Below are 23,868 nucleotides of genomic sequence, written 5' to 3'. Positions count from 1 at the left end.
AACCCGGCCGCCCCATCGGGCAGCCGGGTTCGCGGCCACGGCCGGATACGCCCCGCGGATCAGACTCCGGCGCCGAGCACCGCGTTGATCCACTGCGGGTCCCCGCACACGATCAGCAGTGCTCCGGCGCGTTCCCGCGCACCGGTCAGCACGCCGGCGGCGTCACCGCCGTTGACGGCGACGATCACCACCGGGCGGTTCCGCACCCGGTCCGCGGCTGCGGAACCGGCGAAGAAGACGTCATCGCCGGCCTCGTGCTGCGCCCAGTAGGCAGCCTCGCCGAAGGAGAGTTCGTGCGCGGCCCACGGGTGCTGCTCACCGGTGGTCAGCACCAGGATGTCGCCCGGTGCCCGGCCGGAGTCGAGCAGCAGGTCCACCGCTTCGTCGGCGGCGTCGAGTGCGCCGTCCGCCGAGGCGGGGATCAGCTGGATCTGCGGTGCGGAACGATTCTCCTGCCGGTCCGCCTGGGGGCGGCCGGGGGTGGGATGCGGGCGCTGCGCCGGGGGCGCGGGCCTCGCGGGGCCGGGCCCGGGACGACCGGGGCGCGGCGTGACCGCTGAACGCGGGCCGGGTACGGGACGGGGGGTCGACGCGGTGCGGCCTGCGGCCGGAGTGACGCGGGGACCCTGGGCGCTCTCGTGAATCTGAGGCTCCTCGGGGATGAGAGGCATGGGTGGTTGTCTATCAAACGCCGGCGCACGGGGCGTCGGCGGGTGGGTACATGTGCGCGATCAGAAGTCGAAGCCGAGCTGGCCCCCGCTTTCCAGTGCAGCCGCCTCGGCGGAGATGCGGACCTTCTTGAGGTGCTGCCACCTGGGCAGCGCGTCGAGATAGGACCACGACAGGCGGTGGTGGGGTGTCGGCCCCCACTCCTCCAGCGCGGCCCTGTGTACGGGGGACGGGTAACCGGCGTTGGCCTCGAAGGCGAATGCGGCGTACTCGCCGGAATCCGCGCCCAGTTCGGCCATCATCCCGTCCCGGTGGACCTTCGCGATCACCGAAGCGGCCGCGACCGCGATACAGGACTGGTCGCCCTTGATCACGGTGCGGACCTGCCAGGGCTGTCCCAGGTAGTCGTGCTTGCCGTCGAGTATCACCGCGTCCGGCCGCACCGGCAGGGCTTCGAGGGCGCGTACGGCGGCAAGGCGCAGCGCGGCCGTCATCCCGAGCTCGTCGATCTCCTTTGGAGAGGCGTCGCCGAGACCGAACGCGGTGACCCAGCGCTCCAGCAACGGTGCGAGCTCCGCACGGCGCTTGGGGCTGATCAGCTTGGAGTCGGTGAGTCCGGCGGGAGGTCTGCGAAGGCCGGTGACGGCCGCGCACACTGTGACCGGTCCCGCCCACGCTCCGCGTCCGACCTCATCGACACCGGCGACGGTCTTGGCACCGGTGGTGGCGCGCAGTGAGCGCTCGACGGTGTGCGTGGGTGGTTCGTACGGCATGGCGCCTGTCAGCGTACGCCGATGGGGCGGCCGACAACACCCCGGGGCGCCCGTCGGTCCGCCGCGTACTCGCGGCGCGGCCGTGGAGGCCGATGTTCCGTATCCCGGGCGCCCCGGAGGGGGCGGCGCCGAGGCCGGTGAGTACGGCGGGCCGGGCCACGGGGGCGTGGCTCGGCCCGGTCAGTACTCGCTCGGTACGGGGGTTACTGGAACTCGCTCGGTACGGAGGTACCGAACCGGCTCAGTACGGGTCGTACGGATCGCTTTCGTCGATGTCGCGGTCGCTGCCCCCGATGCCCGTACGCGATCCGGTGCAGGGCTGCGTCGGATCGGCCGGGTGTCGCTTCAGGATGTCGCGGGCCCGTTCCTCGCCCCAGCTGGTGGCGTACCAGGGAACGTCGTCGGAGCGCAGTGACCGTTCGATGCCCAGGAGCGCGCAGGAGCGCAGTGGTTCGGGCAGTGTGTCCAGGGCCGGTACGGCGTCGGCCGAGAGGTCCTTGAGGTAGGCGACGTCGATCGAGTGGTCGTCGCGGTAGCGCTGGACGTTCTGCTCCGCGATCAGCCCGTCGGGCGAGATCAGTCCGAACGCGAGGACGGCGACGGCCGCGCTCGCGGCCACGGCACGTGGCAGCATGCGGGCGCCGAACACCCCGGCGGCCATGATCAGGACGAGCACCACCCCCAGCCAGAGCTCCACGGCGGCCACGGATATCCGCAGCCGTGTCAGGCCGTACGCGTCGACGTAGAGGTCCATCCGCCTCAGCGCGGAGGCCACGACGATCAGGGTGAGCAGGCACAGCACGCCGAGCACGGTCCGGACGAGAGTGCGGTCGCTGCTCTTTCCCCGAGGGGCCCAGCGCAGGGCGAGCGCGATCACCAGCAGCGTGAGGACCGTGGCCCAGAGAAGCTGCCAGAAGCCCTGCCGGGCGTACTCGGAGTAGCTGAGATCGGTCTCGGCCATCACCTTGTCGTATCCGCCGAGCAGCACGGTGAGCTGAACGGCGATGAAGACGGCGAACAGCAGATTCAGCACGATGAGCGGCAGTGCCCACTCCACCCGGCCGCGGGCCTTCCCCGGACGGACGGTGAGGCCGTCCCAGCGGATCGGAGCGGCTGCGGCGTACGCGGCGGCGAGCGCGCCGATCAGCCCGACCAGGAAGAGGAGGAACCGCCACGGGCTGCCGGTGAGCGATACGTCGGGCATCAGATCGCCGAGCACATCGGCGAAGGCGGCATCGGCGCTCGCGAACAGTGCCCCGAACACGATGAGCAGCACGACCGCCACCGCGACGCTGCGCAGAACGACCCCCAGCCGGCCGCGGGAACCCGCCGTCAGCGCGTGCACGCCCCGACCGCCCCAGGCCAGACCGTCCGCGATGGCGCTGAACAGACCGAGCGAGCCCAGGAACACCCCGAGCCAGCTGCGGCTGCCGTGCAGGGCGAGCGAGCCCAGCGCGATGGCCGATACCACAGCCAGGAAGACGGGCCAGCCGGCGTCCCTCAGCGCCGGGACGGCGAGGAGCGCCAGTCCGCCGACCGCCCAGAAGGCCGTCCACGGGCGGAGGCGGCGCCCGGCCGTACGGGCGGCGAAGTATGCCCCGAGCGCTGCGGGGACCGCGACGATCAGCGCGTTCGGACCGAGACCGTCGCCCAGCAACAGAGCGCTCAGCACGGCCGTGACGACGACGCAGCAGAGCGTCGCGCCACGAATGGCGGCGGGCGCCGCCGGGCGCAGTGTCGACAGCGCGGAGACCTGTTGAGAGCTGCCCTGCCGCCATGGGTCGGGCGGGTACGGTTGCCCGCCCTGCTGCGCGTGGACGGGCACTTTCGGCGGCTCGGGAGCAGTGCTCCGGGGCTCGGGCAGCGAAGCCTTCGACCATGCGGTCGGCTCGGACGTTCCGGCCTGCCCCGACAGTTCGGGCGGCTCGGGTTCGTCTGCCGGCCGGGGCGTTCGTGACGTGTGATCGGACATGGGACCCCTCCCCACCGAGGTCCGCGCACACCGCCCGCAGGGCAGCGGCTGGGGCACCCCGGCGTCTCATTTTCGGCGCACGCCCGTTTGGATGATCATCGACGGCGGCGTGGCCGAAAGAGTAGCTTCCGCTCGCTGTCGCGAACCGGGCGGGGAGGAGCTGTGGCAGTACCGTGACAGTCCGGTGGCAGGGGTCGGCGCCCGTCCCCTCGGCGATTCAGGAGCCGCTGTTTTGCCGCGGAAGCCAGTCCGGCAGCTCCTCCGTGCGTGCCGTCCAGTCGGCCGGTGGCGCGCCCGCCTTGCCCGCCGCGACGACCCCGCCGACGATCGCGCAGGTCGTGTCGACGTCGCCGCCCGCTTGGGCGGTCACCCAGAATGCCTGCTCGAAATCGCCTAGGCTCCGCGCCGCCGACCAGAGCGCGAACGGAACGGTGTCATGTGCACTGGTACGCCGACCGTTGCCGAGGACCGCTGCGACCGTCCCGGCGTCCGAGTAGTCGAGCATGTCCCGTGCCCGGCGCAGCCCGGCGCCGACGGCGCTGCGCGGTACGAGCGCGATCACGCCGTCGAGCAGTTCCGCCGGGGTGGGCGGCCCGGTCGTCGCCGCAGCCAGTGAGGCTGCCGCTGCGACAGCCATCGCGCCCACGACCGCCTCGCGGTGCTGGTGCGTGGTGTACGAGGAGATCTCGGCCTGGTGGGTGGCCTGCTCCGGATCGTCCGCGTACCAGGCGCCGAGCGGCGCGATGCGCATCGACGAGCCATTGCCCCAGGACCCCTGACCCTGGAACAGCGCGGACGCCAGCTCCCGCCAGTCACTGCCTTCCCTGACCAGCCTGAGCAGCCGGTTCACGGCGGGGCCGTAGCCACGGTCGAAGTCATGGTGATCGGCGAAGGAACGGGCGAGTGCGTCCTGGTCGATCCGCTCGTGCTCCACCAGCACCGCCAGCACCGAACACGCCATCTCGGTGTCGTCCGTCCACTGCCAGGAGCCGGACGGAAGTTCGCGCCGCTTCAGCAGCGGATAGTTGACGGGCACAAAGAACTGGGAGCCCAGCGCGTCGCCCACGGAGAGCCCGCGCAGGCTGGCCAGTGCGCGCAGGGCCCGTTGGCCGGAAGCAGAGTCAGCGGTTGTCATCGCCCTCCCACTCTATCCGGTGATGCCGTACGGCTCAGGGATACGCCAGCGCTCGAACGGCCGGTCAAGGGTGTAGCGCCCGTCCGCTCCGAGTATCAGCGCGCGGGTCTCCCCGTTGCCCGGATTGGACAGCGACTCGAACTCGGCGACCGACCAGTGGAACCACCGCATGCAGAACAAACGCATGGTCAGCCCGTGCGTGACCAGCAGGACGTTCTCCGGATGGTCGGGGGCTTCGAAACTCCGGTGCAGGCTCTCCAGGAAAGCCCCGACCCTGTCGTACACGTCGGCGCCGGACTCCCCCTGCGCGAAGCGGTAGAAGAAGTGGCCGTACGCGTCCCGGTACGCCTTCTGAAGGCGCACGTCGTCATGGTCCTGCCAGTTTCCCCAGTCCTGCTCGCGCAGCCGCGGCTCCTCGCGCACCCGCACGTTCTCCAGGGCCAGGCCGAGGGACCTGAACGTCTCGTGGGTGCGGCGGTAGGGCGAGACGTACACGCTGACCCGCTCGCCGCCGAACAGCTCGCGCAGCCGCACGCCCGTCTCCCTGGCCTGCCTCAGCCCTGTCGCGGTGAGCCTCAGCGCATGGTCCGGCTCGCGCTCGTACACCGTGTCGTCGGCGTTGCCCTCGGACTCCCCGTGCCTGACGAGGACAATGCGTTGCGGTCGTGCCATGTACCGACCCTAAGCTCGTTCTTTGACCCTTTCGGCGTTCAGGGACCGAACTGGATTCAGAGTTTCAGTGGCCCGAAGGTGCCGTCTCGGAACATGAAGACGGTCGGCTCGGTGTCGAACTCCTCCCGGAAGTACCCGCTGTAGCCAGGTTCTTCGACGTGGGGTGCGAGCAGGTCCAGGACGGTGTAGAGGTCACCCATCATGTCGTCGAGCCAGAGGTTGCGGCTGAACAGTCCCCATGCGTGGAGCTCACCACCGGGCGTGAAGCCTCGGGACTGGCGTCGTAGGGACACGAAATCGCCTCCTGGCAGGCGACTGTCCGGATCCGGGGAGAGCAGTGGATACGAGTGCTCCTGCGCGTCGAGCTCTGCTGGGCGCCCGGGGGCCAGGCCGAGGTGCCATCGAAGGGCTGCCAGGACCGTGTCGGGCGTGTCGTCCCGGAGGAAGCACGTGAAGACGACTTCGTAGTGGAGGCTCACGGGAGTGCATTCTGCCCGGCGCCACTGACAGACCCACATCATGGCCTCACGGCCGGGCTTGATCACGTTCGATCAAGGTGCCCGGGCGTCTGACGGTCTTGCCCACGTCGTAGCGGGTGGCGGGCTGCTTGTTCCTCGGGCCGAGCGGGCGACCGGGGCCTGGCCGCGATGGTTCGGCGCACGGGCCGGGCAGGGCAAGCTGGTGCGGAGGTTCCTGAACCCCCGGCGGACCCGGGCGGGTGTGAGCCGGCCGGGCTCGGCCGGCTTCTCACAGGGGCGGCGGAGGTCAGCGGCCGGGCGAGGCGGAGCCGGGTGTGGGCCGCGATGACCAGCCAGGTCCACCGGTCCGCCGCCTCCGGGGTGCGGAGCCTGGGACGGGTCCAGCCCAGCGTCTGCTTGATCATCCGAAAAAGTGTGTTCCAGGTCGAATCTGCGCAGGAACGCCTGCGGGCGCAGGTCGACGCCCTCCCCCGACAGGACGGTGGCCGACGACCACAGCCACGCGGGGAGCGGAACCGCGCATACCCGGGCAGCGGTCCGTGACGCCGTCCTGACCGGCCCGGGGAGCACGGCTGCCCCGCTTTTCACCGTGGAGTGCGCCGCGGAGCATTCCGGCGCCACCCGTTGACGCCGGTCCTGTCAGGCCGCTCGCTCGACCACAACAGTCGCACCGGTCGCGTCACTCGCACCGGTCACATCGGTCACACCGTCCACGACGGCTCCAACTGCACGACATCGCCTGCCACTTCCGCCACATCGTCCTCGATCTGTGTGCGTTGCGACAGCCGCTCGATGCTCCCCGCACGGTACTTGCCACGCTCCGCGCTCGACTGCCACATGGACAACACGAGGAACTCATCGCCCGGCGCTTCCCCGAACACCCCTCGCAACATGCCGGGCGATCCGGCCATCGCCGGGTTCCACACCCGCTCCTGCATCAGCGCGAAGTGCTCCACCCGGTCCTCGCGCACCTTGCTGTGCGCCACCCGGACGACATCCGCATCGGTGAAGCGCGGTTCGAAACCCGTCTTCACATCGAAGCGGTGCTCGAACAGCTTGACCTGGATACCGCTGTAGGTACCGGACTGCGCGGCGGCCATGCCGTCGTGCGCGCGCGCCATGAACGAGTCGTAGAAGACGCGGTTCTCCCAGAAGGCGAAGATGTGCGCCACGTCCGGACGCTCACGGCTCCACCCGCCGCCCTGACCGCTGAACCCGGGCTCACCCGGCAGCTCCGCCCACTTCCGCTGCCCCCGTTCAAAACCTCGACGGTCCACCACGGTGCAACGAATCCACTTGACCAGCACCGCGCCATCGTACGGTGCACGGCGCGGCGCGAGTCACGCTCCCACGGAGTCCGGTGGAGTGCGCCCGGAGCGACCGTCGTTGACCGCAGAATGATCCCCATGGCCCAGCTGCACACCAACCCACTGTTCGCACGGCTCGAATCCGCGGAACGTGTCCTCGTCGCGGGGGCCGGCGGCGGCTTCGACATCTACGCCGGACTCCCCCTCGCGCTCTCCCTGTTCCACCAGGGCAAGCAGGTACGGCTGGCCAATCTTTCGTTCAGCGCCCTCGAAGGACTGCCTCTCGACTCCTGGCTCGCCCCGGACGTCGCCGCCATCACCCCCGAAACGGCCCTCCACCAGGTGTACTTCCCGGAACGGACGCTCTCCCAGTGGCTCGATCTGCACGGCTACCCGAGCACGGTCCACGCCTTCTCCCTGGTCGGCGTACAGCCGCTTCGCGCGGCCTACCTGGCGTTGATCGAGAAGTGCGACATCGACGCGGTCGTCCTGGTCGACGGCGGTACGGACATCCTGATGCGCGGCGACGAGTCCGGCCTCGGCACCCCGGAGGAGGATCTGGCCAGCAGGAGGGGGTGGCCCGCAACTGCCGCTATCTCGACCGCATCGAGGACACCCATCTGATCCGTCAGGTCAGCAGCGCCATCGAGGACTTCCGCGACGAGGTGCGGCAGCGACCGCCGAGCCGCATACCGCACTGAGCCGGTACGGCGGTCCGATGCCCCCGTGCACCTGCGTCCCCATGCCCGGAGGTCCGATGGCCCGATTCCATCGCCGAAATCCAAGCCGGTTGGATACACGGTCGGTTACGGACATGATCGGGTGATGCGAACGGCCCGACGGCCCAGCGGAAGCCAGGGAGGCAAGTCCGATGAGCACACCCAACAAGGACATCGAGAAGGTCGAGGTCAGACTCAAATGGGATCCCAGCCCTCATGGTGCCCCGCCCCATGACCTCGACATAATCGCGGCGACCTACCTCGCCGAAGCGCCGTACGGCAGCCCTGCCTACCTCGTGCACTTCGACAGCCGGTCGCCGGACGGCACCATCATCCTCGACCGCGACAGCCGGACCGGGCAGGGCTTCGGCTTCGACGAGGTGATGACGCTGGAACTGAACCGGCTGTCGACCTCGTACTCGCGGGTGCTCGTCGGGGTGGCCATCCAGCAGCGCGACGGTCACAAGACCTTCGCCGAGATAGCGAACACCGCGGTTCAGGTCCGGGAGGGATACACGAGCCTGGCGGAGGACGACTTCTCCGCGGTGGGCGCCGCGACCGCGGCGACCGTGGCCGAGTTCGTCCGGGGCGCCTCCGGGGTCTGGGAGTTCCACGGTACGGTTCGGGGCTTCGACGGCGACCCCGATTCGTTCGCCGCGACGATGGGGAACCGTACGCCCGGCGCGTGACACGCCGCGGTCCGCCCAAGTGCTGTGGGCGCACGTCCCGTTAGGGCCTCGCGCAGTCGTGTCGCACGTCCGCGCGAGGCCCCGGTCAGGAGCCGGTGCAGGCCGCGAGGCCCGTCGGTCAGGAGCCGACGTACGCCGCGAGGTGCTCGCCCGTGAGGGTGGAGCGGGCGGCCACGAGGTCGGCGGGGGTGCCCTCGAAGACGATCCGGCCGCCGTCGTGACCGGCGCCGGGGCCCAGGTCGATGATCCAGTCGGCGTGCGCCATGACCGCCTGGTGGTGCTCGACGACGATGACGGACTTTCCGGAGTCGACGAGCCGGTCCAGCAGACCGAGCAGTTGCTCGACGTCGGCGAGGTGGAGGCCGGTGGTCGGCTCGTCCAGGACGTACACGCCGCCCTTGTCGGCCATGTGCGTCGCCAGCTTCAGCCGCTGACGCTCACCGCCGGACAACGTGGTGAGCGGCTGGCCGAGGCTGAGGTAGCCGAGGCCGACGTCGGCGAGCCGCTCCAGGATCCTGTGCGCGGCCGGTGTGCGCGCCTCGCCGGCGCCGAAGAACTCCTCCGCCTCGGTCACCGACATCGCGAGCACCTCGCTGATGTCGCGGCCACCGAAGTGGTGGTCGAGCACCGACGCCTGGAACCGCTTCCCCTCGCACTCCTCGCAGATGGTCGCGACGCCCGCCATCATCGCCAGATCGGTGTAGATCACACCGGCGCCGTTGCACGTCGGGCAGGCGCCCTCGGAGTTGGGACTGAACAGCGCCGGCTTCACACCGTTGGCCTTTGCGAACGCCTTGCGGATCGGGTCGAGCAGCCCGGTGTACGTCGCCGGGTTGCTCCGCCGCGAACCGCGGATGGCGCCCTGGTCGACCGAGACCACATCCGCGCCCGCGGGAACCGACCCGTGCACCAGCGAGCTCTTGCCCGAACCCGCGACGCCGGTGACGACGGTCAGCACGCCGAGCGGGATGTCGACGTCGACGCCCTGCAGGTTGTGTGCCCTCGCGCCCCGGATCTCCAGGGCCCCGGTGGGCTTGCGCACCGTCTCCTTGACGGCCGCCCGGTCGTCGAGATGGCGACCGGTGACGGTGTCGCCGGCGCGCAGCCCTTCCACGGTGCCCTCGAAGCAGACGGTGCCGCCACCCGTGCCCGCCCCGGGGCCGAGGTCGACGACGTGGTCGGCGATCGCGATCGTCTGCGGCTTGTGTTCCACGACGAGCACCGTGTTGCCCTTGTCGCGCAGCCGCAGCAGCAGGTCGTTCATCCGCTGGATGTCATGGGGGTGCAGGCCGATGGTGGGCTCGTCGAAGACATAGGTGACATCGGTGAGCGAGGAGCCGAGGTGGCGGATCATCTTGACGCGCTGCGCCTCGCCGCCCGACAGCGTGCCCGACGGCCGGTCGAGCGAGAGGTAGCCGAGACCGATCTCCACGAACGAGTCGAGAGTCCGCTGCAGCGCGGCGAGCAGCGGGGCCACCGACGGATCGGCGAGGCCGCGCACCCACTCCGCAAGGTCGCTGATCTGCATCGCGCAGGCGTCGGCGATGCTCAGCTTCCCGATCTTCGACGACCGGGCCTCGGCGCTGAGCCGGCTGCCTTCGCAGTCGGGGCAGGTGGTGAAGGTGACCGCCCGCTCCACGAACTCCCGGATGTGCGGCTGCAACGCCTCCTTGTCCTTGGACAGGAACGACTTCTGGATCTTGGGGACCAGACCCTCGTAGGTGAGGTTGACCCCCTCGACCTTCACCTTGGTCGGCTCCCGGTAGAGGAAGTCCTGCATCTCCTTCTTGGTGAACTTGCGGATCGGCTTGTCCGGGTCCAGGAGTCCGGACTCGGCGTAGACCCGCACGGTCCAGAAGCTGTCCGACTTCCAGCCGGGGATGGTGAACGCGCCCTCGGAGAGCGACTTGGAGTCGTCGTAGAGCTGGGTGAGGTCGATGTCCGAGACCGTGCCCCGGCCTTCGCAGCGCGTGCACATGCCGCCGGTGCGGGTGAAGGTCCGCTTGACGGTCCTGGTCCGGTCGGCGCCGCGGTCGACCTTGAACGCGCCGCTCGCCTGGACCGAGGCGACGTTGAAGGAGAACGCCTGGGGCGAGCCGATGTACGGCTTGCCCAGCCGGCTGAAGAGGATGCGCAGCATCGCGTTGGCGTCGGTGGCGGTGCCGACCGTGGACCGGGGGTCGGCGCCGAGACGCTGCTGGTCGACAGTGATCACGGTGGTCAGACCGTCGAGCACATCGACCTCGGGCCGCGCGAGGGTCGGCATGAAGCCCTGCACGAAGGCGCTGTACGTCTCGTTGATCAGCCGCTGCGACTCCGCGGCGATGGTGCCGAACACCAGCGAGCTCTTGCCCGAACCGGAGACCCCGCTGAACACCGTCAGCCGGCGCTTCGGGATCTCGATGCTGACGTCCTTGAGGTTGTTGACCCGCGCGCCGTGCACGCGGATCAGGTCGTGGCTGTCGGCGGCGTGCGGCGCAGGCGACTGCGGGTCCGTCCTCTTGGCCATGCTCATCGTGTCTCCATCTGTCGGGCGGAGCCGCGGTGGCGGTCTCCGTCTGCGTCGCCTGGGTCAATGTCAGCGGTGCGTCGCGGAGCCGCCGTGGCGGTCTCCGTCTGCGTCGCCCGGGTCGATATCAGCGGTGCGTCATCGGGCAAAGCCTGCTGAGACCGGATCGCACCGGCTTCGTCACTGGTTCCGTCACAGGCTTCCCGCAGCGGCTCATGTGCGGGTCGTGGCTGTGATCGCCGGACGGTTCAACGCACCTCGTTGATGCGGAGGAGGTTACCCGCGGGATCGCGGAAGGCGCAGTCTCGGATCCCGTACGGCTGCTCGGTCGGCTCCTGGACGACCTCGGCGCCGCCGGCCTGCAGCCGGTCGAACGTGGAGTCGAGGTCGGGGGTGGCCAGGGTGATGATGGCGTACGTGCCCTTGGCCATCATCTCGGTGATGGTACGGCGCTCGTCCTCGGTGATGCCGGGGTCGGCGGCCGGCGGGTGCAGGACGATCGACGTGCCGGGCTGACCGGTGGGGCCGACCGTGATCCAGCGCATCCCGCCGAACCCGACGTCGTTGCGGATCTCGAAGCCCAGGATGTCGCGGTAGAAGGCCAGCGCGGCGTCCGGGTCGTCGTGCGGAAGGAAGCTCGTGTGAATCGTGAGGTCCATGAGCGTCACGCTAATCGTGGCCCGGGGGCCGCGCTTCTCGATTCCTGATCGGTCTGGTCACCTGCTTCGCGACGCAGGACGGCAGGCCCGCGGTGGCCCGCGCCGCCTCGCGGCGGTAGGCGCTGGGCGGCATGCCGACCAGCTCGGTGAAGCGTGTGCTGAAGGTGCCCAGCGACGAGCAGCCGACCGTGAAACAGACCTCGGTGACGCTGAGATCACCGCGCCGCAGCAGCGCCATCGCACGCTCGATGCGCCGGGTCATCAGGTAGCCGTACGGAGACTCGCCGTACGCCTGCCGGAACGCACGGCTCAGGTGCCCCGCCGACATGTGCACGCCACGGGCGAGCGCCTCGACGTCCAGCGGCTGGTCGAACTCCCGGTCCATCCGGTCACGAACGCGACGCAGAAGCGCAAGGTCGCTCAGGCGCTGTGCCTCGTCGGGTCTGCTGGTCATCTGCGAGATGGTGCCACACCGCAGGAGCCGCCGCACCCGAACCGGTCCTCGCCCGGAGGACTCGCGCGCGGGACACGCCGGAAGGGCGCCGACCAGAAGTCGACGCCCTCCCGAGCTGTGGTTCAGCCACCCGGACACACCGTGCGCAACGGTGTGTCCGGCGCGGTCGCGCTGCCGGTCAGCTGCAACCGCTGGTCGAGCCGCAGCCTTCGCAGATGTAGCAGGATCCGGCGCGCTGCATCTTCGTACCGCAGGAGAAGCAGAGCGGCGCGTCCGCGCTGATGCCGAGCTGCATCTCGACGAGCTCCGCCGAGGTGTGCGCGGTCTTCGGTGCGGGCTTCTCCGCCTCCTGCACCGCGGCCACCGCCTTCAGCGGCTCCGTCCGCACCGGGGCGGACTGGGCCAGGGTCTCGACGTCCAGCTCCTCGTCCTCGAGGGAGGGCTCGTACGAACCCGTGTCGAGGTGGCGCTGACGCTCCTCGGCCGAGTGGATTCCGAGCGCCGAGCGGGTCTCGAACGGCAGGAAGTCCAGCGCGAGGCGGCGGAAGATGTAGTCGACGATCGACTGCGCCATCCGCACGTCCGGGTCGTCCGTCATGCCGGCCGGCTCGAAGCGCATGTTGGTGAACTTCGAGACGTACGTCTCCAGCGGGACGCCGTACTGCAGGCCGACCGAGACGGCGATGGAGAAGGCGTCCATCATGCCCGCGAGGGTGGAGCCCTGCTTGGACATCTTCAGGAAGACCTCGCCGAGACCGTCGTCGGGGTAGGAGTTGGCGGTCATGTAGCCCTCGGCGCCGCCCACCGTGAAGGAGGTGGTGATGCCTGGACGGCCCTTGGGGAGGCGCTTGCGGACCGGGCGGTACTCGACGACCTTCTCGACCGCGGTACGAATGGTCTCCTCGGCCTTGGCGGTGACCGCCTCCTTCTCCTTGGTCTTCGCGGAGAGGGGCTGGCCGACCTTGCAGTTGTCGCGGTAGATCGCGAGCGCCTTGACGCCCATCTTCCACGCCTCGAAGTAGACCTCTTCGACGTCCTCGACGGTGGCCGTCTCCGGCAGGTTCACCGTCTTGGAAAGCGCGCCGGAGATCCACGGCTGGATCGCGGCCATCATGCGCACGTGACCCATCGCTGAGATGGAACGCTCGCCCATCGCGCAGTCGAAGACCTCGTAGTGCTCGGTCTTCAGGCCGGGGGCGTCGATCACATTGCCGTGCTCGGCGATGTGGGCGACGATCGCCTCGATCTGCTCCTCCTGGTAGCCCAGGCGGCGGAGGGCCTGCGGGACGGTGCCGTTGACGATCTGCATCGAGCCGCCGCCGACCAGCTTCTTGAACTTGACCAGGGCGAGGTCGGGCTCGAGGCCGGTGGTGTCGCAGGACATCGCGAGGCCGATGGTGCCGGTGGGCGCGATGACCGAGGCCTGCGCGTTGCGGAAACCGTTCTTCGCGCCGAGCCGGATCACGTCCTGCCAGGCCTCCGTCGCGGCGGCCCAGATCGGGTTGTCCAGGTCGTCCATGTGGACGGCCGCGGCGTTGGCGTCGGCGTGCTGCTTCATGACGCGCTGGTGCGGCTCGGCGTTGCGGGCGTAGCCGTCGTACGGGCCGACGACCGCGGCGAGCTCGGCGGAGCGCTTGTACGAGGTGCCGGTCATCAGCGAGGTGACGGCACCGGCGAGGGCGCGACCGCCGTCGCTGTCGTAGGCGTGGCCGGTCGCCATCAGCAGGGCGCCGAGGTTGGCGTAACCGATGCCGAGCTGGCGGAAGGCGCGGGTGTTCTCGCCGATCTTCTGGGTCGGGAAGTCCGCGAAGCAGATGGAGATGTCCATCGCGGTGATGACCAGCTCGACGACCTTGGCGAAGCGCTCGGACTCGAAGGACTGGTTGCCCTTGCCGTCGTCCTTGAGGAACTTCATCAGGTTCAGCGAGGCGAGGTTGCACGAGGTGTTGTCCAGGTGCATGTACTCGGAGCACGGGTTCGAGCCGTTGATCCGGCCGGACTCCGGGCAGGTGTGCCAGGCGTTGATGGTGTCGTCGTACTGGATGCCCGGGTCGGCGCAGGCCCAGGCCGCCTCGGCCATCTTGCGGAAGAGGGACTGGGCCTCGACCTCTTCGATGACGTCACCGGTCATCCGGGCACGCAGCCCGAACTTGCCGCCGGACTCGACGGCCTTCATGAACTCGTCGTTCACGCGGACCGAGTTGTTGGCGTTCTGGTACTGGACGGACGTGATGTCGTCGCCGCCCAGGTCCATGTCGAAGCCCGCGTCGCGCAGGGCGCGGATCTTCTCCTCCTCCTTCACCTTGGTCTCGATGAAGTTCTCGATGTCGGGGTGGTCGACGTCGAGGATGACCATCTTGGCCGCGCGCCGGGTGGCACCACCGGACTTGATCGTTCCGGCGGAGGCGTCTGCACCGCGCATGAAGGAGACCGGACCGGAGGCGTTGCCACCGGAGGAGAGCAACTCCTTGGAGGAGCGGATACGGGAGAGGTTCAGGCCGGCGCCGGAACCGCCCTTGAAGATCATGCCCTCTTCCTTGTACCAGTCGAGGATCGACTCCATGGAGTCGTCGACGGACAGGATGAAGCAGGCGGAGACCTGCTGCGGCTGGGGCGTTCCGACGTTGAACCAGACCGGCGAGTTGAAGCTGAAGATCTGGTGCAGGAGGGCGTATGCCAGCTCGTGCTCGAAGATCTCGGCGTCCGCGGGAGAGGCGAAGTAGCCGTGGTCCTCACCGGCTTTGCGGTACGTCTTCACGATCCGGTCGATCAGCTGTCGCAGACCGGTCTCGCGCTGCGGGGTGCCGACGGCCCCGCGGAAGTACTTGCTGGTGACGATGTTGACCGCGTTCACCGACCAGAAGTCGGGGAACTCGACGCCACGCTGCTCGAAGTTGATCGAGCCGTCGCGCCAGTTGGTCATGACGACGTCACGGCGCTCCCACGCCACCTCGTCGTACGGATGTACGCCGGGGGTGGTGTGGATGCGCTCGATACGCAGACCCTTGCTCGACTTGGCTCCCTTGGCTCGGGAACCTCGTGCCGGGCCGCTCGCCGTCTCTGTCATGCCGCCTCCCATATGTGGGCAAAAACACCCTGAAGTGCCCAGAACTTCCCGGGGCACAGTCTGTCTCTGATGCCTCGGACGCCACGCAGAGCGCCCGGAGCAGGTCTTGAAGCCGCCCGGCCGCCGATCCAAGGAACCGTGTCGGTCGGCCGGTGCCGATCAGTCGGCGGCGACGGCGGGAACGGAGACCTCAAGGATCTCGCCCCTCCCGCGTTCTTCCACGCGTGGCCGCCGCTCACGGAGTTCCGCGATGGCGGCCTCGAAGTCTTCGAGTGTGTCGAACGCCCGGTACACGGACGCGAAGCGCAGGTACGCGACGAGGTCGAGTTCCTGCAGGGGGCCGAGGATCGCCAGGCCCACGTCGTGAGTGGTCAGCTCGGCACTGCCGGTGGCGCGCACCGCCTCCTCGACCCGCTGGCCGAGCTTGGCGAGGGCGTCCTCGGTGACCGGCCGCCCCTGGCACGCCTTGCGCACACCCGAGATGACCTTGGTGCGGCTGAAGGGTTCGGTCACGCCGCTGCGCTTCACCACCATCAGCGAACAGGTCTCCACCGTCGTGAAACGGCGGGAGCAGTCGGGGCACTGGCGGCGGCGTCGGATCGACGTGCCGTCGTCGGTGGTGCGACTGTCGACGACCCGGCTGTCGGGGTGCCTGCAGAAGGGGCAGTGCATGGCTCCCAACCCTCCTTCACAGCACGACTGAATAGCCTCTCCAGGGCCCGCCGGGGCCCCTCGAAGCTGTCACAAGCATAGGCGATGGCCACACCCCCGGCGGACCAGGGACCACAACTTCTGGGTGGCTGGAACAATCCAACCACTAGATCTTGGGTTTGGGTGCGCATTCGGCCCTACCGCGTGTCGCGCATCACGAGCGACCGGCAGGCAGCGTACGGCCGTGTACGAGGTTACGGGAACGGTCCGGCCACCAGGATTACGGGGCCCCGGCTGTCGGACTCGAACAACGGCCCGACGGACACCCCGCACGGCAGTGCCGCACCGACGGCCACTACGGTGAAAAACCGGATCACGGTCCGGTCCGAACCCCCAGGCATCGCACATACACCCGGCAGAGAACACGCGGCAGACTTTTATTCGTTTTTCACTCGAACGTGTGTTTGGCGCAACCTTTCGAAAGCTACTACCGTTGTCCAGCTAGGGAGACCATTCGAGAGGGGCCGACGTGACCACCACCGCTGACAGTGCCACCATCACTGCCCAGGACCGCTCCCAGAGCCGATTCGAGCCGGTGCATGCCATGAATGACTCAGTCACGAACATGGAGGGGCCAGAGCCGCGCCCAGCGCGCTCATTGCCCGGCCGACCTCCTGGAATCCGGGCGGACAGCTCGGGGCTCACGGACCGGCAGCGGCGGGTGATCGAGGTGATCCGGGATTCCGTGCAGCGGCGTGGTTATCCGCCTTCGATGCGGGAGATCGGTCAGGCGGTGGGGCTGTCCAGCACGTCCTCCGTCGCCCATCAGCTGATGGCCCTGGAGCGGAAGGGTTTCCTGCGCCGCGACCCGCACCGCCCGCGGGCGTACGAGGTCCGAGGTTCGGACCAGCCCAGTTCGCAGCCCACCGACACGACCGGCAAGCCCGCGGCGTCGTACGTGCCGCTGGTCGGCCGGATCGCCGCCGGCGGCCCGATCCTCGCCGAGGAGTCGGTCGAGGACGTCTTCCCGCTCCCCCGCCAGCTCGTCGGTGACGGCGAGCTGTTCGTGCTCAAGGTCGTCGGTGACTCGATGATCGAGGCGGCGATCTGCGACGGCGACTGGGTCACCGTGCGCCGCCAGCCCGTCGCGGAGAACGGCGACATCGTGGCGGCCATGCTGGACGGCGAGGCCACGGTCAAGCGCTTCAAGCGGGAGGACGGCCATGTCTGGCTGCTCCCGCACAACTCCGCGTACCAGCCGATCCCGGGCGACGAGGCGACCATCCTCGGCAAGGTGGTGGCCGTGCTGCGGCGGGTGTGAAACCCGCCGTCTCCGACCGGGCCCCGGGATCCACTGCGCCGATCCCGGGGTCCTGCCCGTGCCGTCAGGCATCCGAGGCGGAGCCGGGCACCCGACTACTTGCCGTCGGCCTTGGCCGCCGCGTCGATCGCCGCGAGTGAGCGGCGCGCCTGGTTCCGGTCGGTGGTGTACCAGAAGTCGGGCAGCGAGGCCCGGAGATAGCTGCCGTACCGGGCGTTGGCCAGGCGCGGATCGAGCACGGCGACTACGCCCTTGTCGCCCGTGGCCCGGACCAGCCGGCCCGCTCCCTGGGCCATCAGCAGCGCGGCGTGCGTCGCCGCGACGGCCATGAATCCATTGCCACCCGCCTCCTCGACCGCCTTCTGGCGTGCGCTCATCAGCGGATCGTCGGGGCGGGGGAACGGGATCCGGTCCATGATCACCAGCTGGCAGCTGGCGCCCGGCACATCGACGCCCTGCCAGAGCGACAGCGTGCCGAAGAGGCAGGTCTCGGGGTCGGCGGCGAAGTTCTTGATCAGCTCGCCCAGCGTCTCCTCGCCCTGCAACAGGATCGGCTTGTCCAGCCTGCCGCGCAGCTCCTCCGCGGCGGCCTGAGCCGCCCGCATCGAGGAGAACAGCCCGAGGGTGCGCCCGCCCGCCGCCTCCACCAGCTCGGCGAGCTCGTCCAGCATGTCGGTGCGGGAGCTCTCCCGCCCCGGTGTGGCCAGATGCCTGGCGACGTACAGGATGCCCTGCTTCGGGTAGTCGAACGGCGAGCCGACGTCGAGCCCCTTCCACTGCGGAAGGTCATCGCCCGCGGTGCCTTCGGGAGCCAGGCCGAGCGAGGCCCCCACCCCGTTGAAATCCCCGCCGAGTTTGAGCGTGGCCGAGGTCAGGACGACGGACCGCTCGGTGAAGAGCTTCTCCCGCAGCAGTCCCGAGACGGAGAGCGGTGCGACCCGCAGGGAGGCGCCGAAGCGGTCATGGCGCTCGTACCAGACGACGTCGTACTCCGAGCCCTGGGTGATCCGCTCGGCGACGCCGTGGATCGTCTCCACCGCTGCCAGGGCCTGCTTGCGCACGGCGTCCTCGTCCTGCACGGACTTGTCGCGCGTGGCGCCCAGGGCCGAGATCACGTTGCGCGCGGCGTCGCGCAGAGCCAGCAGTGCATAGCCGAGGTCCTCGGGGACCTCTTCCAGACGGCCGGGGAGCGCCAGCTCCATGACCCGTTCGAAACCCTCCGACGCGCTCTGCAGCGCGTCGGCGGCCTTCTCGTTGACCAGCTTCGCCGCCCGGCGCACCGCCCTGTTGACCTGGCCGGGGGTGAGCTCGCCGGTGGCCACTCCGGTGACCCTGGAGACCAGCTCATGGGCCTCGTCGACGATCAGCACCTCGTGCTGCGGGAGCACCGGCGCGCCTTCGATGGCGTCGATGGCGAGGAGGGCGTGATTGGTGACGACGACATCGGCGAGCTTGGCCCGCTCCCGGGCGAGTTCGGCGAAGCACTCCGCGCCGTACGCGCACTTGCTGGCGCCCAGGCATTCGCGGGAAGAGACGGAGACCTGTGCCCAGGCACGGTCGGAGACTCCGGGCGTGAGGTCGTCGCGGTCACCGGACTCGGTGTCGTCCGACCAGTCCCGCAGCCGCAGCAGGTCCTGACCGAGCTTGCTCGACGGGGCGGCGGCCTCGAACTGGTCGAAGAGCCCCTCCTCCTCGTCCTGCGGCACCCCTTCGTGGAGCCGGTGCAGACAGAGGTAGTTGGACCGCCCCTTGAGCATGGCGAAATCGGGGCGTCGGCGCAGCAGCGGATGCAGGGCGTCGACCGTGCGCGGAAGATCGCGCTCCACGAGCTGGCGCTGGAGCGCCAGCGTCGCCGTGGCCACCACGACCCGCTCCCCGTGCGCCAGCGCGGGCACCAGGTAGCCGAGGGACTTGCCCGTGCCGGTGCCGGCCTGGACGAGCAGATGCGAATTGTCGTCGACGGCCGCTGCGACGGCCTCGGCCATGGCGGCCTGACCAGGTCGTTCCGTACCGCCGACGGCGGTCACGGCGGCGTGCAGGAGCTCGGGGAGGGATGGCTTCGTCATAGCCCGACCAGCGTACGGGGCGTCACTGACAACAGGGTCACTCCCGGACACCGGCGGCGGGGTGGAGCGGGTTGGGAACGGTCCCGTGGATGGCCGCGTGCGGGCGCTTGGGGCGGTCCCGGTATCCGTCGACGTGCAGGCGGTTGCGGTTCAGACAGAGTCGCTCGATGCGGGGTGTCAGCAGGTCGAACATCTCGAACCGCTCCTTGAGCTCGGGAAAGCGGGCGTGATGGCGCAGGATCTCGGCCCGGACGAGTGACCAGAAATCGGCCTCCGGAACCCCCAGCTGTTCCTCGCACAACGGGGAGAGGAAGCGGAACACCCCGATGAACAGCCCGGAGTGGATGAACTGTGTGAGGAAGGAGGGTTCCTCGGTGAGCAGGATCCGGCGGACGTCCTCGGGCATCGACTCGTGCTCCGGCAGCGGGCGGGCGCTGATGTTCACGTCGTCGACGAAGTCCTTGATCGCCAGGCGCACCGGTACGTCCCGGTCGTCGAAGACCACGATGGCGTTCTCGCCGTGCGGGGAGAAGACCGTGCCGTACCGGTAGAGGAAGTGCAGCAGCGGCGGCAGCAGCGCGGCGAAGAGGTGCGTCAGCCAGACGGTGGGGGTCAGCCCGGAGCGGGCGACGAGCTCGGCCGTGAAGGCGTGGCCCCGCGGATCGGTGTGGAGCAGCGAGGCGAGGGTGCGGGCCCGCTCGCCGGGTGCGAGGCGCGGCTGGACGGGTTCGCGCCAGATCGCGCCGAGGATCTCCTTGAACTGGTACGGGGCCTCGGGAAGGTGGTCGTAGAGCGGATGCTCGACCGTCACCGAGGCCACTTCGCCGAGCAGGATGACCCGGCAGGTGTCGCGCAGGAAAGCGTCCTGGTCGCGCAGGCCGTGGACCCAGGCGGTGACGGCGGGGGCCGCGAGGGTGCGTTCGGTGGGCAGTCCGCGCCAGACCAGCGTGTTGAGGACCGACAGCGGCAGCTTGACGGTGTGCCGGTCGGGGCGGGCCACATTGCTGAAGGTGCGGATGGACTGCTGCGGCAGCCTGAGGTCCGGGTCGGGGTGGAGCGCGACGATGTCACCGGCGGCGATGGCGGGGGCGAAGACCGGAACGATCCATTCGTCCCACTGCCAGGGGTGCACGGGAAGGAAGAGGTAGCTGTCGGGATCGAGGCCGCGGGTACGGAGCGCGGCGGCGAAGGAGTCGCGGACCGTCGGGTCGAGCTCCTGCGCGTACAGCCGCTCCGGGCCAGCCAGGGCGGCCACCCCGCGGTAGGCGGCGATCCTCGTGGAGACCGCGATCCACGGCAGCGTGAGGGGCCTGCGGGCCTCGGGGGTGTGGCGGGCGGCGTCGGCGGCGGAGAACCCGAGGCGTCCTTTGTTGGCGACGAGCCAGGGGTGGCCGGTCTGGTGGCCTTCCAGCTCGGCGTAGTCGAGTTCGGCCAGGCGGGCGGCGGGGAGCGCGGTGTGGTCGAGCCGGGCGTCGGCGGTGAGGGTGGTGGTGATCTCGCGGATGAGGTGTCCGAGGGTGGCGCCGTCGATGTCGAGGCGGCGGTGGGCGCGGACGAGGAACTGGAGCGGGTCGCCGAAGGGCACGGCCCCGGCGCCCGGCTCGGTGGCCGGGCCGCCGTCGGGCCTCGCGCCGTCCGGCGTCCCGGGCGCGCTCCCCGGCATTTCCAGAATCGAGTCCGGGACGACGCGCCAGCTTCCGTACACTCCCCGCCGGGCCCGGAAGACGAGGGTTTTCCCGTCGTCGAGTGCGAGGGTGTACGTATCGTCTCCGCCGGCCTGCGCGACCGGTTCGATGACTTCTTCGTAGGCGAATTGGCCGAGCATCTTCGCGAGCAGTCGGGCGGCGGCTCGGTCCCAGACCGTCCGGTTCAGTTCTGGCGTACTGAGCAGCTCGGCGGACTCCGCTGAATCATGGCTCGCGGGATATTTCGGCACGGGGACTCCTCGGGACGGAACCGATGGGGTTCGAGTGGGGTGAATGAGGCAGCCGTTCGTTCACAGTTGGGCACGATGGATTCGTTCGCGGACCATCAGGGCGGCCCTTTTTTCGGGAAGTTCGAGTTCTGCGGAGAAGCGGAAACCGGCACTCAGAAATGCTGAGACGGACGGGGTGTTGCGCAGATCGGGCTCGGCGACAACGCGTGCGCACCGGGGGCGGTTGTCGAGCACGAGGTCGGCGACGGCCCGCAACAGGGTGGTGCCGACGCCGTGTCCGCGGTTGTGCACACCACCGATGAGCAGGTGGATTCCGGTGTCCTGCGGACGGGCCGGGTAGTGGCGTGCCAGCGGGTCGAGATCGGCCCGGTAGATCTCCCAGTAGCTCATGGGGATGCCGGCCAGCACGCCGAGGCAGGGGACGCTGCGCCCGTCGCCCTCCAACTGGGGGCGCAGATGGGCGGCCGTGACGGCTTCCGGTCCGGCGAGCTCCCAGAAGGCCGCGACGGCCGGGTCGTTCATCCAGCGGGTCACTACGGCGAGATCGCGTTCGAGCCGTACGGGGACGAGTTGGAAGACCCCGGCCGGGGTGGTGACCGGTCGCCAGTCGGCCGGGTGGTCGAGCAGGTCGGAGGCGGCCGCCCTGCTGACGGCCGGGCGGGCGCGCGCCGCCGGGCCCGCGCCGCCCGGGACGGGTGACGCGGTGTCCGGGGGGTCCTCCCCGAACAGCGCGAGGATTTCTTCGGAGAGCTCCAGGTCCAGGGTGTCCTCGGCGCCTGTGTCGGCCTGCGGGGCATGGCCGGTCCCGGCGTCGGTGTGCGCATCGGCGGGAGCCACAGTGTCGCTCTCCTCTCGGCGGTTCAGGCGGTAACCATGTTCCTTCAGGCACACAGGGGGTTGGCAATGGTCACGTAGACGGACTGGGTGTCGACCGGGCCGACCAGTTCGTCCAGGCCGTGCATCCGGGTCAGCAGGTTGGCCTTGCACCGCAGGTGGGTCATTTCCAGCAGGTGCGTGGGGAGCGGGGAGCCCATGGCGGCGGCCGGGCCGAGGAACCGGCGGAAGGCCGCGACGAGTACGCGTTCGTCGGCGAGGTGCTGGGCGCCGAACGCTCCGATCAGGCCGAACACATTGTTGATGCCGAGGTAGTAGGCGAAGCGTTCATCGGTGACCTCGTCGGAGACGAAGGTGTCGCTGACCGATCCGATGCCGGCGAGCCGGTGATCCAGCGCCGCGCGGTGGGACTCGCGGAAGTAGTAGCCCTGGTTGTCGCGGTACCGGCCGCCTACGGGCCAGCCCTCGGGGTCGAGCAGGACCAGGGTGTTCTGCTGGTGGGCTTCGAGGGCGACGCCCGCGTGGGCGTCGAGCCAGAGCACGGGGCCCACCACGCGGTCCAGATAGCGCAGGAACCACTCTGTGGCAACCGCGCCCACGGTCCGTCCGGTGGTGACGGCCAGGGAGTGAACGATCCCGGCGAGGCGTGAGTGCATGCCCGACCTGCCCGGCCACGGGCGGGCAGAGGTCAGGGCCGCGATGCAGACCGCGTCGTCGAGCGGCCCGAACGGATTGTGGCGGAGCACCACGTCGAGTCCCTGGACGGGTTCGCCGTCCGGGCCGTCGACGGCGAGCCAGGCGGGGTCGCGGACGATGTCGAAGCCCGGATGGGCGGCGTGCCACTGCGTGGCGAGCCCGCTGCGGAGCAGCCGGTGGACCTCCACTCCGCGGTGGAGTTCCTTGCGGAGGTTCTCTCGGCGGGAGTTGGTGATGCGGACGCCGAGGGAGAGCTTGAGCATCACCTGGGCGCCGGGCCGGTGCACGGTGCGGACGGAGGAGGTGGGGTGCCAGCGTTCGCCGTGCGGTCCCAGGTCCTGGAGGAGTCCGGCGTCGAGCAGGGCGGCCACTTCGGGACGGTGGCGCAGTTCGCGGGCCTGCCAGGGGTGGAGCGGAATCGGTGCGGTGTCGTCGGGAAGGTCCAGTCCCTGGGCGTGGGCGGTGATCAGCTCCGTGGCCGGGACCGGGCGGCCTCCGTCGGTCCAGGCGGAGTCGGTGGCCAGGACGGACCGGTCGACAGCCATCCAGTTCAGCGCGAAGGAGCCGTGCGACTCGGGCGAGTAGAGGCGCGATTCGGCTTCGGAGAGCCCTTCGCGGCTCTTGGGGGTGGGGTGCTGCGGATGGCCGAGCAGAAGCGACTGCTCCGCGGTGAGGAAGAGGTCCGCTTCGGCCGGGGCGTGGGGGGCGCGGCGCCGCTCGGCGATGAATCCGGCGGTACGCCGTACCGAATCGGCGACCCGGGCCACCATGTCGGCCCCCTCGTCGCGGCCGGCCTCGCGGCCCAGCAGCGCGGCGATCGTGACGGCGTCGGCGGGCGGTGCGCCTTCGGGCGCCCCCTCCAGGACGGGCGCACCGAAGCGGTGCCAGCCCGTGGCCGACCAGTAGAGGACGGGGACGAGCAGGGCCGTGCCGCTGGCGGGGAGGGGGATGCGGAGTGTGCGCCCGTCCGGCCCGGACAGGCCGGTTTCCCGGACCCAGCAGCGCAGCAGGTTCTCCGTGCCCGCCGCGTCGGCGGCCCGCAGCGGGTCCTGGTGGTCGAGCGGGTCGGCCGCCGCCCTGCCGGTGGCCGAGGACTTCGGGGTGCGGCACTCGTCGTGCGGTGCCGTCATCTGGCGCGGCACGGTGGACTGTTCGACGACGAGTGGGCCGGCGAGCTGCTGGGTGGGGGACGAGCCGTCAGCCTGGGGCGTGTGGGTGGGGGTGGGGTTCACGGCGGTCTTTCTTGTGAAGGTGTCCGGC

At 69.9% G+C, this 23,868-nt stretch carries 19 protein-coding genes and 2 pseudogenes; 4 read left to right on the top strand and 17 right to left on the bottom strand.

The genetic code is table 11. The features are described from left to right. Nucleotides 1-59: 59 nt before the first annotated feature. From ACIRJP_RS11445 to ACIRJP_RS11410, 8 genes and pseudogenes are all read right to left on the bottom strand, one after another. Nucleotides 60-671 (bottom strand): hypothetical protein, encoded by a 612-nt coding sequence (locus ACIRJP_RS11445; protein ID WP_404171341.1) that lies wholly within the window; start codon nt 669-671, stop codon nt 60-62. A gap of 60 nt (nt 672-731) precedes the next feature. After that, a complete protein-coding gene (locus tag ACIRJP_RS11440) occupies nt 732-1,442 on the bottom strand; it encodes a ribonuclease HII (RefSeq protein ID WP_404171338.1) in 711 nt (236 codons plus the stop codon). 241 nt (nt 1,443-1,683) lie between these two features. Beyond that, complete coding sequence (locus tag ACIRJP_RS11435) at nt 1,684-3,414, bottom strand: DUF4153 domain-containing protein (protein ID WP_404171335.1); 1,731 nt, start codon at nt 3,412-3,414, stop codon at nt 1,684-1,686. A 217-nt stretch (nt 3,415-3,631) separates the two neighbouring features. Beyond that, nucleotides 3,632-4,549, bottom strand: coding sequence for an ADP-ribosylglycohydrolase family protein (locus tag ACIRJP_RS11430; RefSeq protein WP_404171332.1), 918 nt, complete (start codon nt 4,547-4,549; stop codon nt 3,632-3,634). 12 nt (nt 4,550-4,561) lie between these two features. Further along, nucleotides 4,562-5,221 carry a histidine phosphatase family protein gene (locus tag ACIRJP_RS11425; RefSeq protein ID WP_404171329.1) on the bottom strand — a complete coding sequence of 220 codons (660 nt, stop codon included), beginning with the start codon at nt 5,219-5,221 and terminating at the stop codon, nt 4,562-4,564. Nucleotides 5,222-5,277: 56 nt separating this feature from the next. Next, complete coding sequence (locus ACIRJP_RS11420) at nt 5,278-5,700, bottom strand: hypothetical protein (protein WP_404171326.1); 423 nt, start codon at nt 5,698-5,700, stop codon at nt 5,278-5,280. 46 nt (nt 5,701-5,746) lie between these two features. Then, a pseudogene (locus ACIRJP_RS11415) lies at nt 5,747-6,213 on the bottom strand (transposase); the annotation flags it as partial. Nucleotides 6,214-6,401: 188 nt separating this feature from the next. After that, nucleotides 6,402-7,007 carry a YdbC family protein gene (locus ACIRJP_RS11410; RefSeq protein ID WP_404171323.1) on the bottom strand — a complete coding sequence of 202 codons (606 nt, stop codon included), beginning with the start codon at nt 7,005-7,007 and terminating at the stop codon, nt 6,402-6,404. A gap of 99 nt (nt 7,008-7,106) precedes the next feature. Here ACIRJP_RS11410 and ACIRJP_RS11405 point away from each other — a divergent pair. The 3 genes and pseudogenes from ACIRJP_RS11405 to ACIRJP_RS11395 all read left to right on the top strand — a co-directional run. Further along, nucleotides 7,107-7,574: pseudogene (locus ACIRJP_RS11405) on the top strand (hypothetical protein); the annotation flags it as partial. Nucleotides 7,575-7,582: 8 nt separating this feature from the next. Continuing rightward, the gene (locus tag ACIRJP_RS11400; RefSeq protein ID WP_404171320.1) at nt 7,583-7,708 is read left to right on the top strand and encodes a hypothetical protein; all 126 of its coding nucleotides are present in this window, start codon (nt 7,583-7,585) and stop codon (nt 7,706-7,708) included. A gap of 170 nt (nt 7,709-7,878) precedes the next feature. Further along, nucleotides 7,879-8,415 (top strand): TerD family protein, encoded by a 537-nt coding sequence (locus tag ACIRJP_RS11395; RefSeq protein WP_351262455.1) that lies wholly within the window; start codon nt 7,879-7,881, stop codon nt 8,413-8,415. 118 nt (nt 8,416-8,533) lie between these two features. Here the strand turns inward: ACIRJP_RS11395 and ACIRJP_RS11390 are convergent, their stop codons facing one another. From ACIRJP_RS11390 to nrdR, 5 genes are all read right to left on the bottom strand, one after another. Further along, on the bottom strand, nt 8,534-10,930 hold the full coding sequence (locus ACIRJP_RS11390; RefSeq protein WP_404171315.1) for an ATP-binding cassette domain-containing protein: 2,397 nt from the start codon (nt 10,928-10,930) through the stop codon (nt 8,534-8,536). 242 nt (nt 10,931-11,172) lie between these two features. After that, the gene (locus tag ACIRJP_RS11385) at nt 11,173-11,583 is read right to left on the bottom strand and encodes a VOC family protein (protein WP_404171312.1); all 411 of its coding nucleotides are present in this window, start codon (nt 11,581-11,583) and stop codon (nt 11,173-11,175) included. Between the two features lie 10 nt (nt 11,584-11,593). Beyond that, the gene (locus ACIRJP_RS11380) at nt 11,594-12,037 is read right to left on the bottom strand and encodes a helix-turn-helix transcriptional regulator (protein WP_404171309.1); all 444 of its coding nucleotides are present in this window, start codon (nt 12,035-12,037) and stop codon (nt 11,594-11,596) included. 178 nt (nt 12,038-12,215) lie between these two features. Then, the gene (locus ACIRJP_RS11375) at nt 12,216-15,104 is read right to left on the bottom strand and encodes a vitamin B12-dependent ribonucleotide reductase (RefSeq protein WP_404171306.1); all 2,889 of its coding nucleotides are present in this window, start codon (nt 15,102-15,104) and stop codon (nt 12,216-12,218) included. 159 nt (nt 15,105-15,263) lie between these two features. Next, entirely contained in the window at nt 15,264-15,776 is a 513-nt protein-coding gene (nrdR, locus tag ACIRJP_RS11370) for a transcriptional regulator NrdR (protein WP_404171303.1), read from the bottom strand. A gap of 508 nt (nt 15,777-16,284) precedes the next feature. Here nrdR and lexA point away from each other — a divergent pair. Beyond that, the gene (gene lexA, locus ACIRJP_RS11365; protein WP_266729304.1) at nt 16,285-17,076 is read left to right on the top strand and encodes a transcriptional repressor LexA; all 792 of its coding nucleotides are present in this window, start codon (nt 16,285-16,287) and stop codon (nt 17,074-17,076) included. A gap of 95 nt (nt 17,077-17,171) precedes the next feature. Here lexA and ACIRJP_RS11360 read toward each other — a convergent pair whose 3' ends face one another. Genes ACIRJP_RS11360 through ACIRJP_RS11345 form a run of 4 tightly spaced genes read right to left on the bottom strand, consistent with a single transcriptional unit; the run spans nt 17,172 to nt 23,840 of the window. Beyond that, nucleotides 17,172-19,142, bottom strand: a complete 1,971-nt coding sequence (locus tag ACIRJP_RS11360; protein ID WP_404171299.1) for an ATP-dependent DNA helicase — start codon at nt 19,140-19,142, stop codon at nt 17,172-17,174. Nucleotides 19,143-19,179: 37 nt separating this feature from the next. Next, complete coding sequence (locus ACIRJP_RS11355) at nt 19,180-21,078, bottom strand: IucA/IucC family protein (protein WP_404171296.1); 1,899 nt, start codon at nt 21,076-21,078, stop codon at nt 19,180-19,182. 60 nt (nt 21,079-21,138) lie between these two features. Then, nucleotides 21,139-21,915 (bottom strand): GNAT family N-acetyltransferase, encoded by a 777-nt coding sequence (locus ACIRJP_RS11350; RefSeq protein WP_404171293.1) that lies wholly within the window; start codon nt 21,913-21,915, stop codon nt 21,139-21,141. Between the two features lie 44 nt (nt 21,916-21,959). Next, complete coding sequence (locus tag ACIRJP_RS11345; RefSeq protein ID WP_404171290.1) at nt 21,960-23,840, bottom strand: IucA/IucC family protein; 1,881 nt, start codon at nt 23,838-23,840, stop codon at nt 21,960-21,962. Nucleotides 23,841-23,868: the final 28 nt, after the last annotated feature.

The sequence above is a fragment of the Streptomyces sp. NPDC102437 genome (assembly GCF_044765565.1).
Classification (GTDB): domain Bacteria; phylum Actinomycetota; class Actinomycetes; order Streptomycetales; family Streptomycetaceae; genus Streptomyces.
This window is presented reverse-complemented; position numbering and strand designations above follow the sequence as displayed.

Coding starts and splice junctions, on each gene's coding strand:
- ACIRJP_RS11445 (WP_404171341.1), bottom strand. CDS start 671: ATGCCTCTCATCCCCGAGGAGCCTCAGATTCACGAGAGCGCCCAGGGT.
- ACIRJP_RS11440 (WP_404171338.1), bottom strand. CDS start 1,442: ATGCCGTACGAACCACCCACGCACACCGTCGAGCGCTCACTGCGCGCC.
- ACIRJP_RS11435 (WP_404171335.1), bottom strand. CDS start 3,414: ATGTCCGATCACACGTCACGAACGCCCCGGCCGGCAGACGAACCCGAG.
- ACIRJP_RS11430 (WP_404171332.1), bottom strand. CDS start 4,549: ATGACAACCGCTGACTCTGCTTCCGGCCAACGGGCCCTGCGCGCACTG.
- ACIRJP_RS11425 (WP_404171329.1), bottom strand. CDS start 5,221: ATGGCACGACCGCAACGCATTGTCCTCGTCAGGCACGGGGAGTCCGAG.
- ACIRJP_RS11395 (WP_351262455.1), top strand. CDS start 7,879: ATGAGCACACCCAACAAGGACATCGAGAAGGTCGAGGTCAGACTCAAA.
- ACIRJP_RS11390 (WP_404171315.1), bottom strand. CDS start 10,930: ATGAGCATGGCCAAGAGGACGGACCCGCAGTCGCCTGCGCCGCACGCC.
- ACIRJP_RS11385 (WP_404171312.1), bottom strand. CDS start 11,583: ATGGACCTCACGATTCACACGAGCTTCCTTCCGCACGACGACCCGGAC.
- ACIRJP_RS11380 (WP_404171309.1), bottom strand. CDS start 12,037: ATGACCAGCAGACCCGACGAGGCACAGCGCCTGAGCGACCTTGCGCTT.
- ACIRJP_RS11375 (WP_404171306.1), bottom strand. CDS start 15,104: ATGACAGAGACGGCGAGCGGCCCGGCACGAGGTTCCCGAGCCAAGGGA.
- nrdR (WP_404171303.1), bottom strand. CDS start 15,776: ATGCACTGCCCCTTCTGCAGGCACCCCGACAGCCGGGTCGTCGACAGT.
- ACIRJP_RS11360 (WP_404171299.1), bottom strand. CDS start 19,142: ATGACGAAGCCATCCCTCCCCGAGCTCCTGCACGCCGCCGTGACCGCC.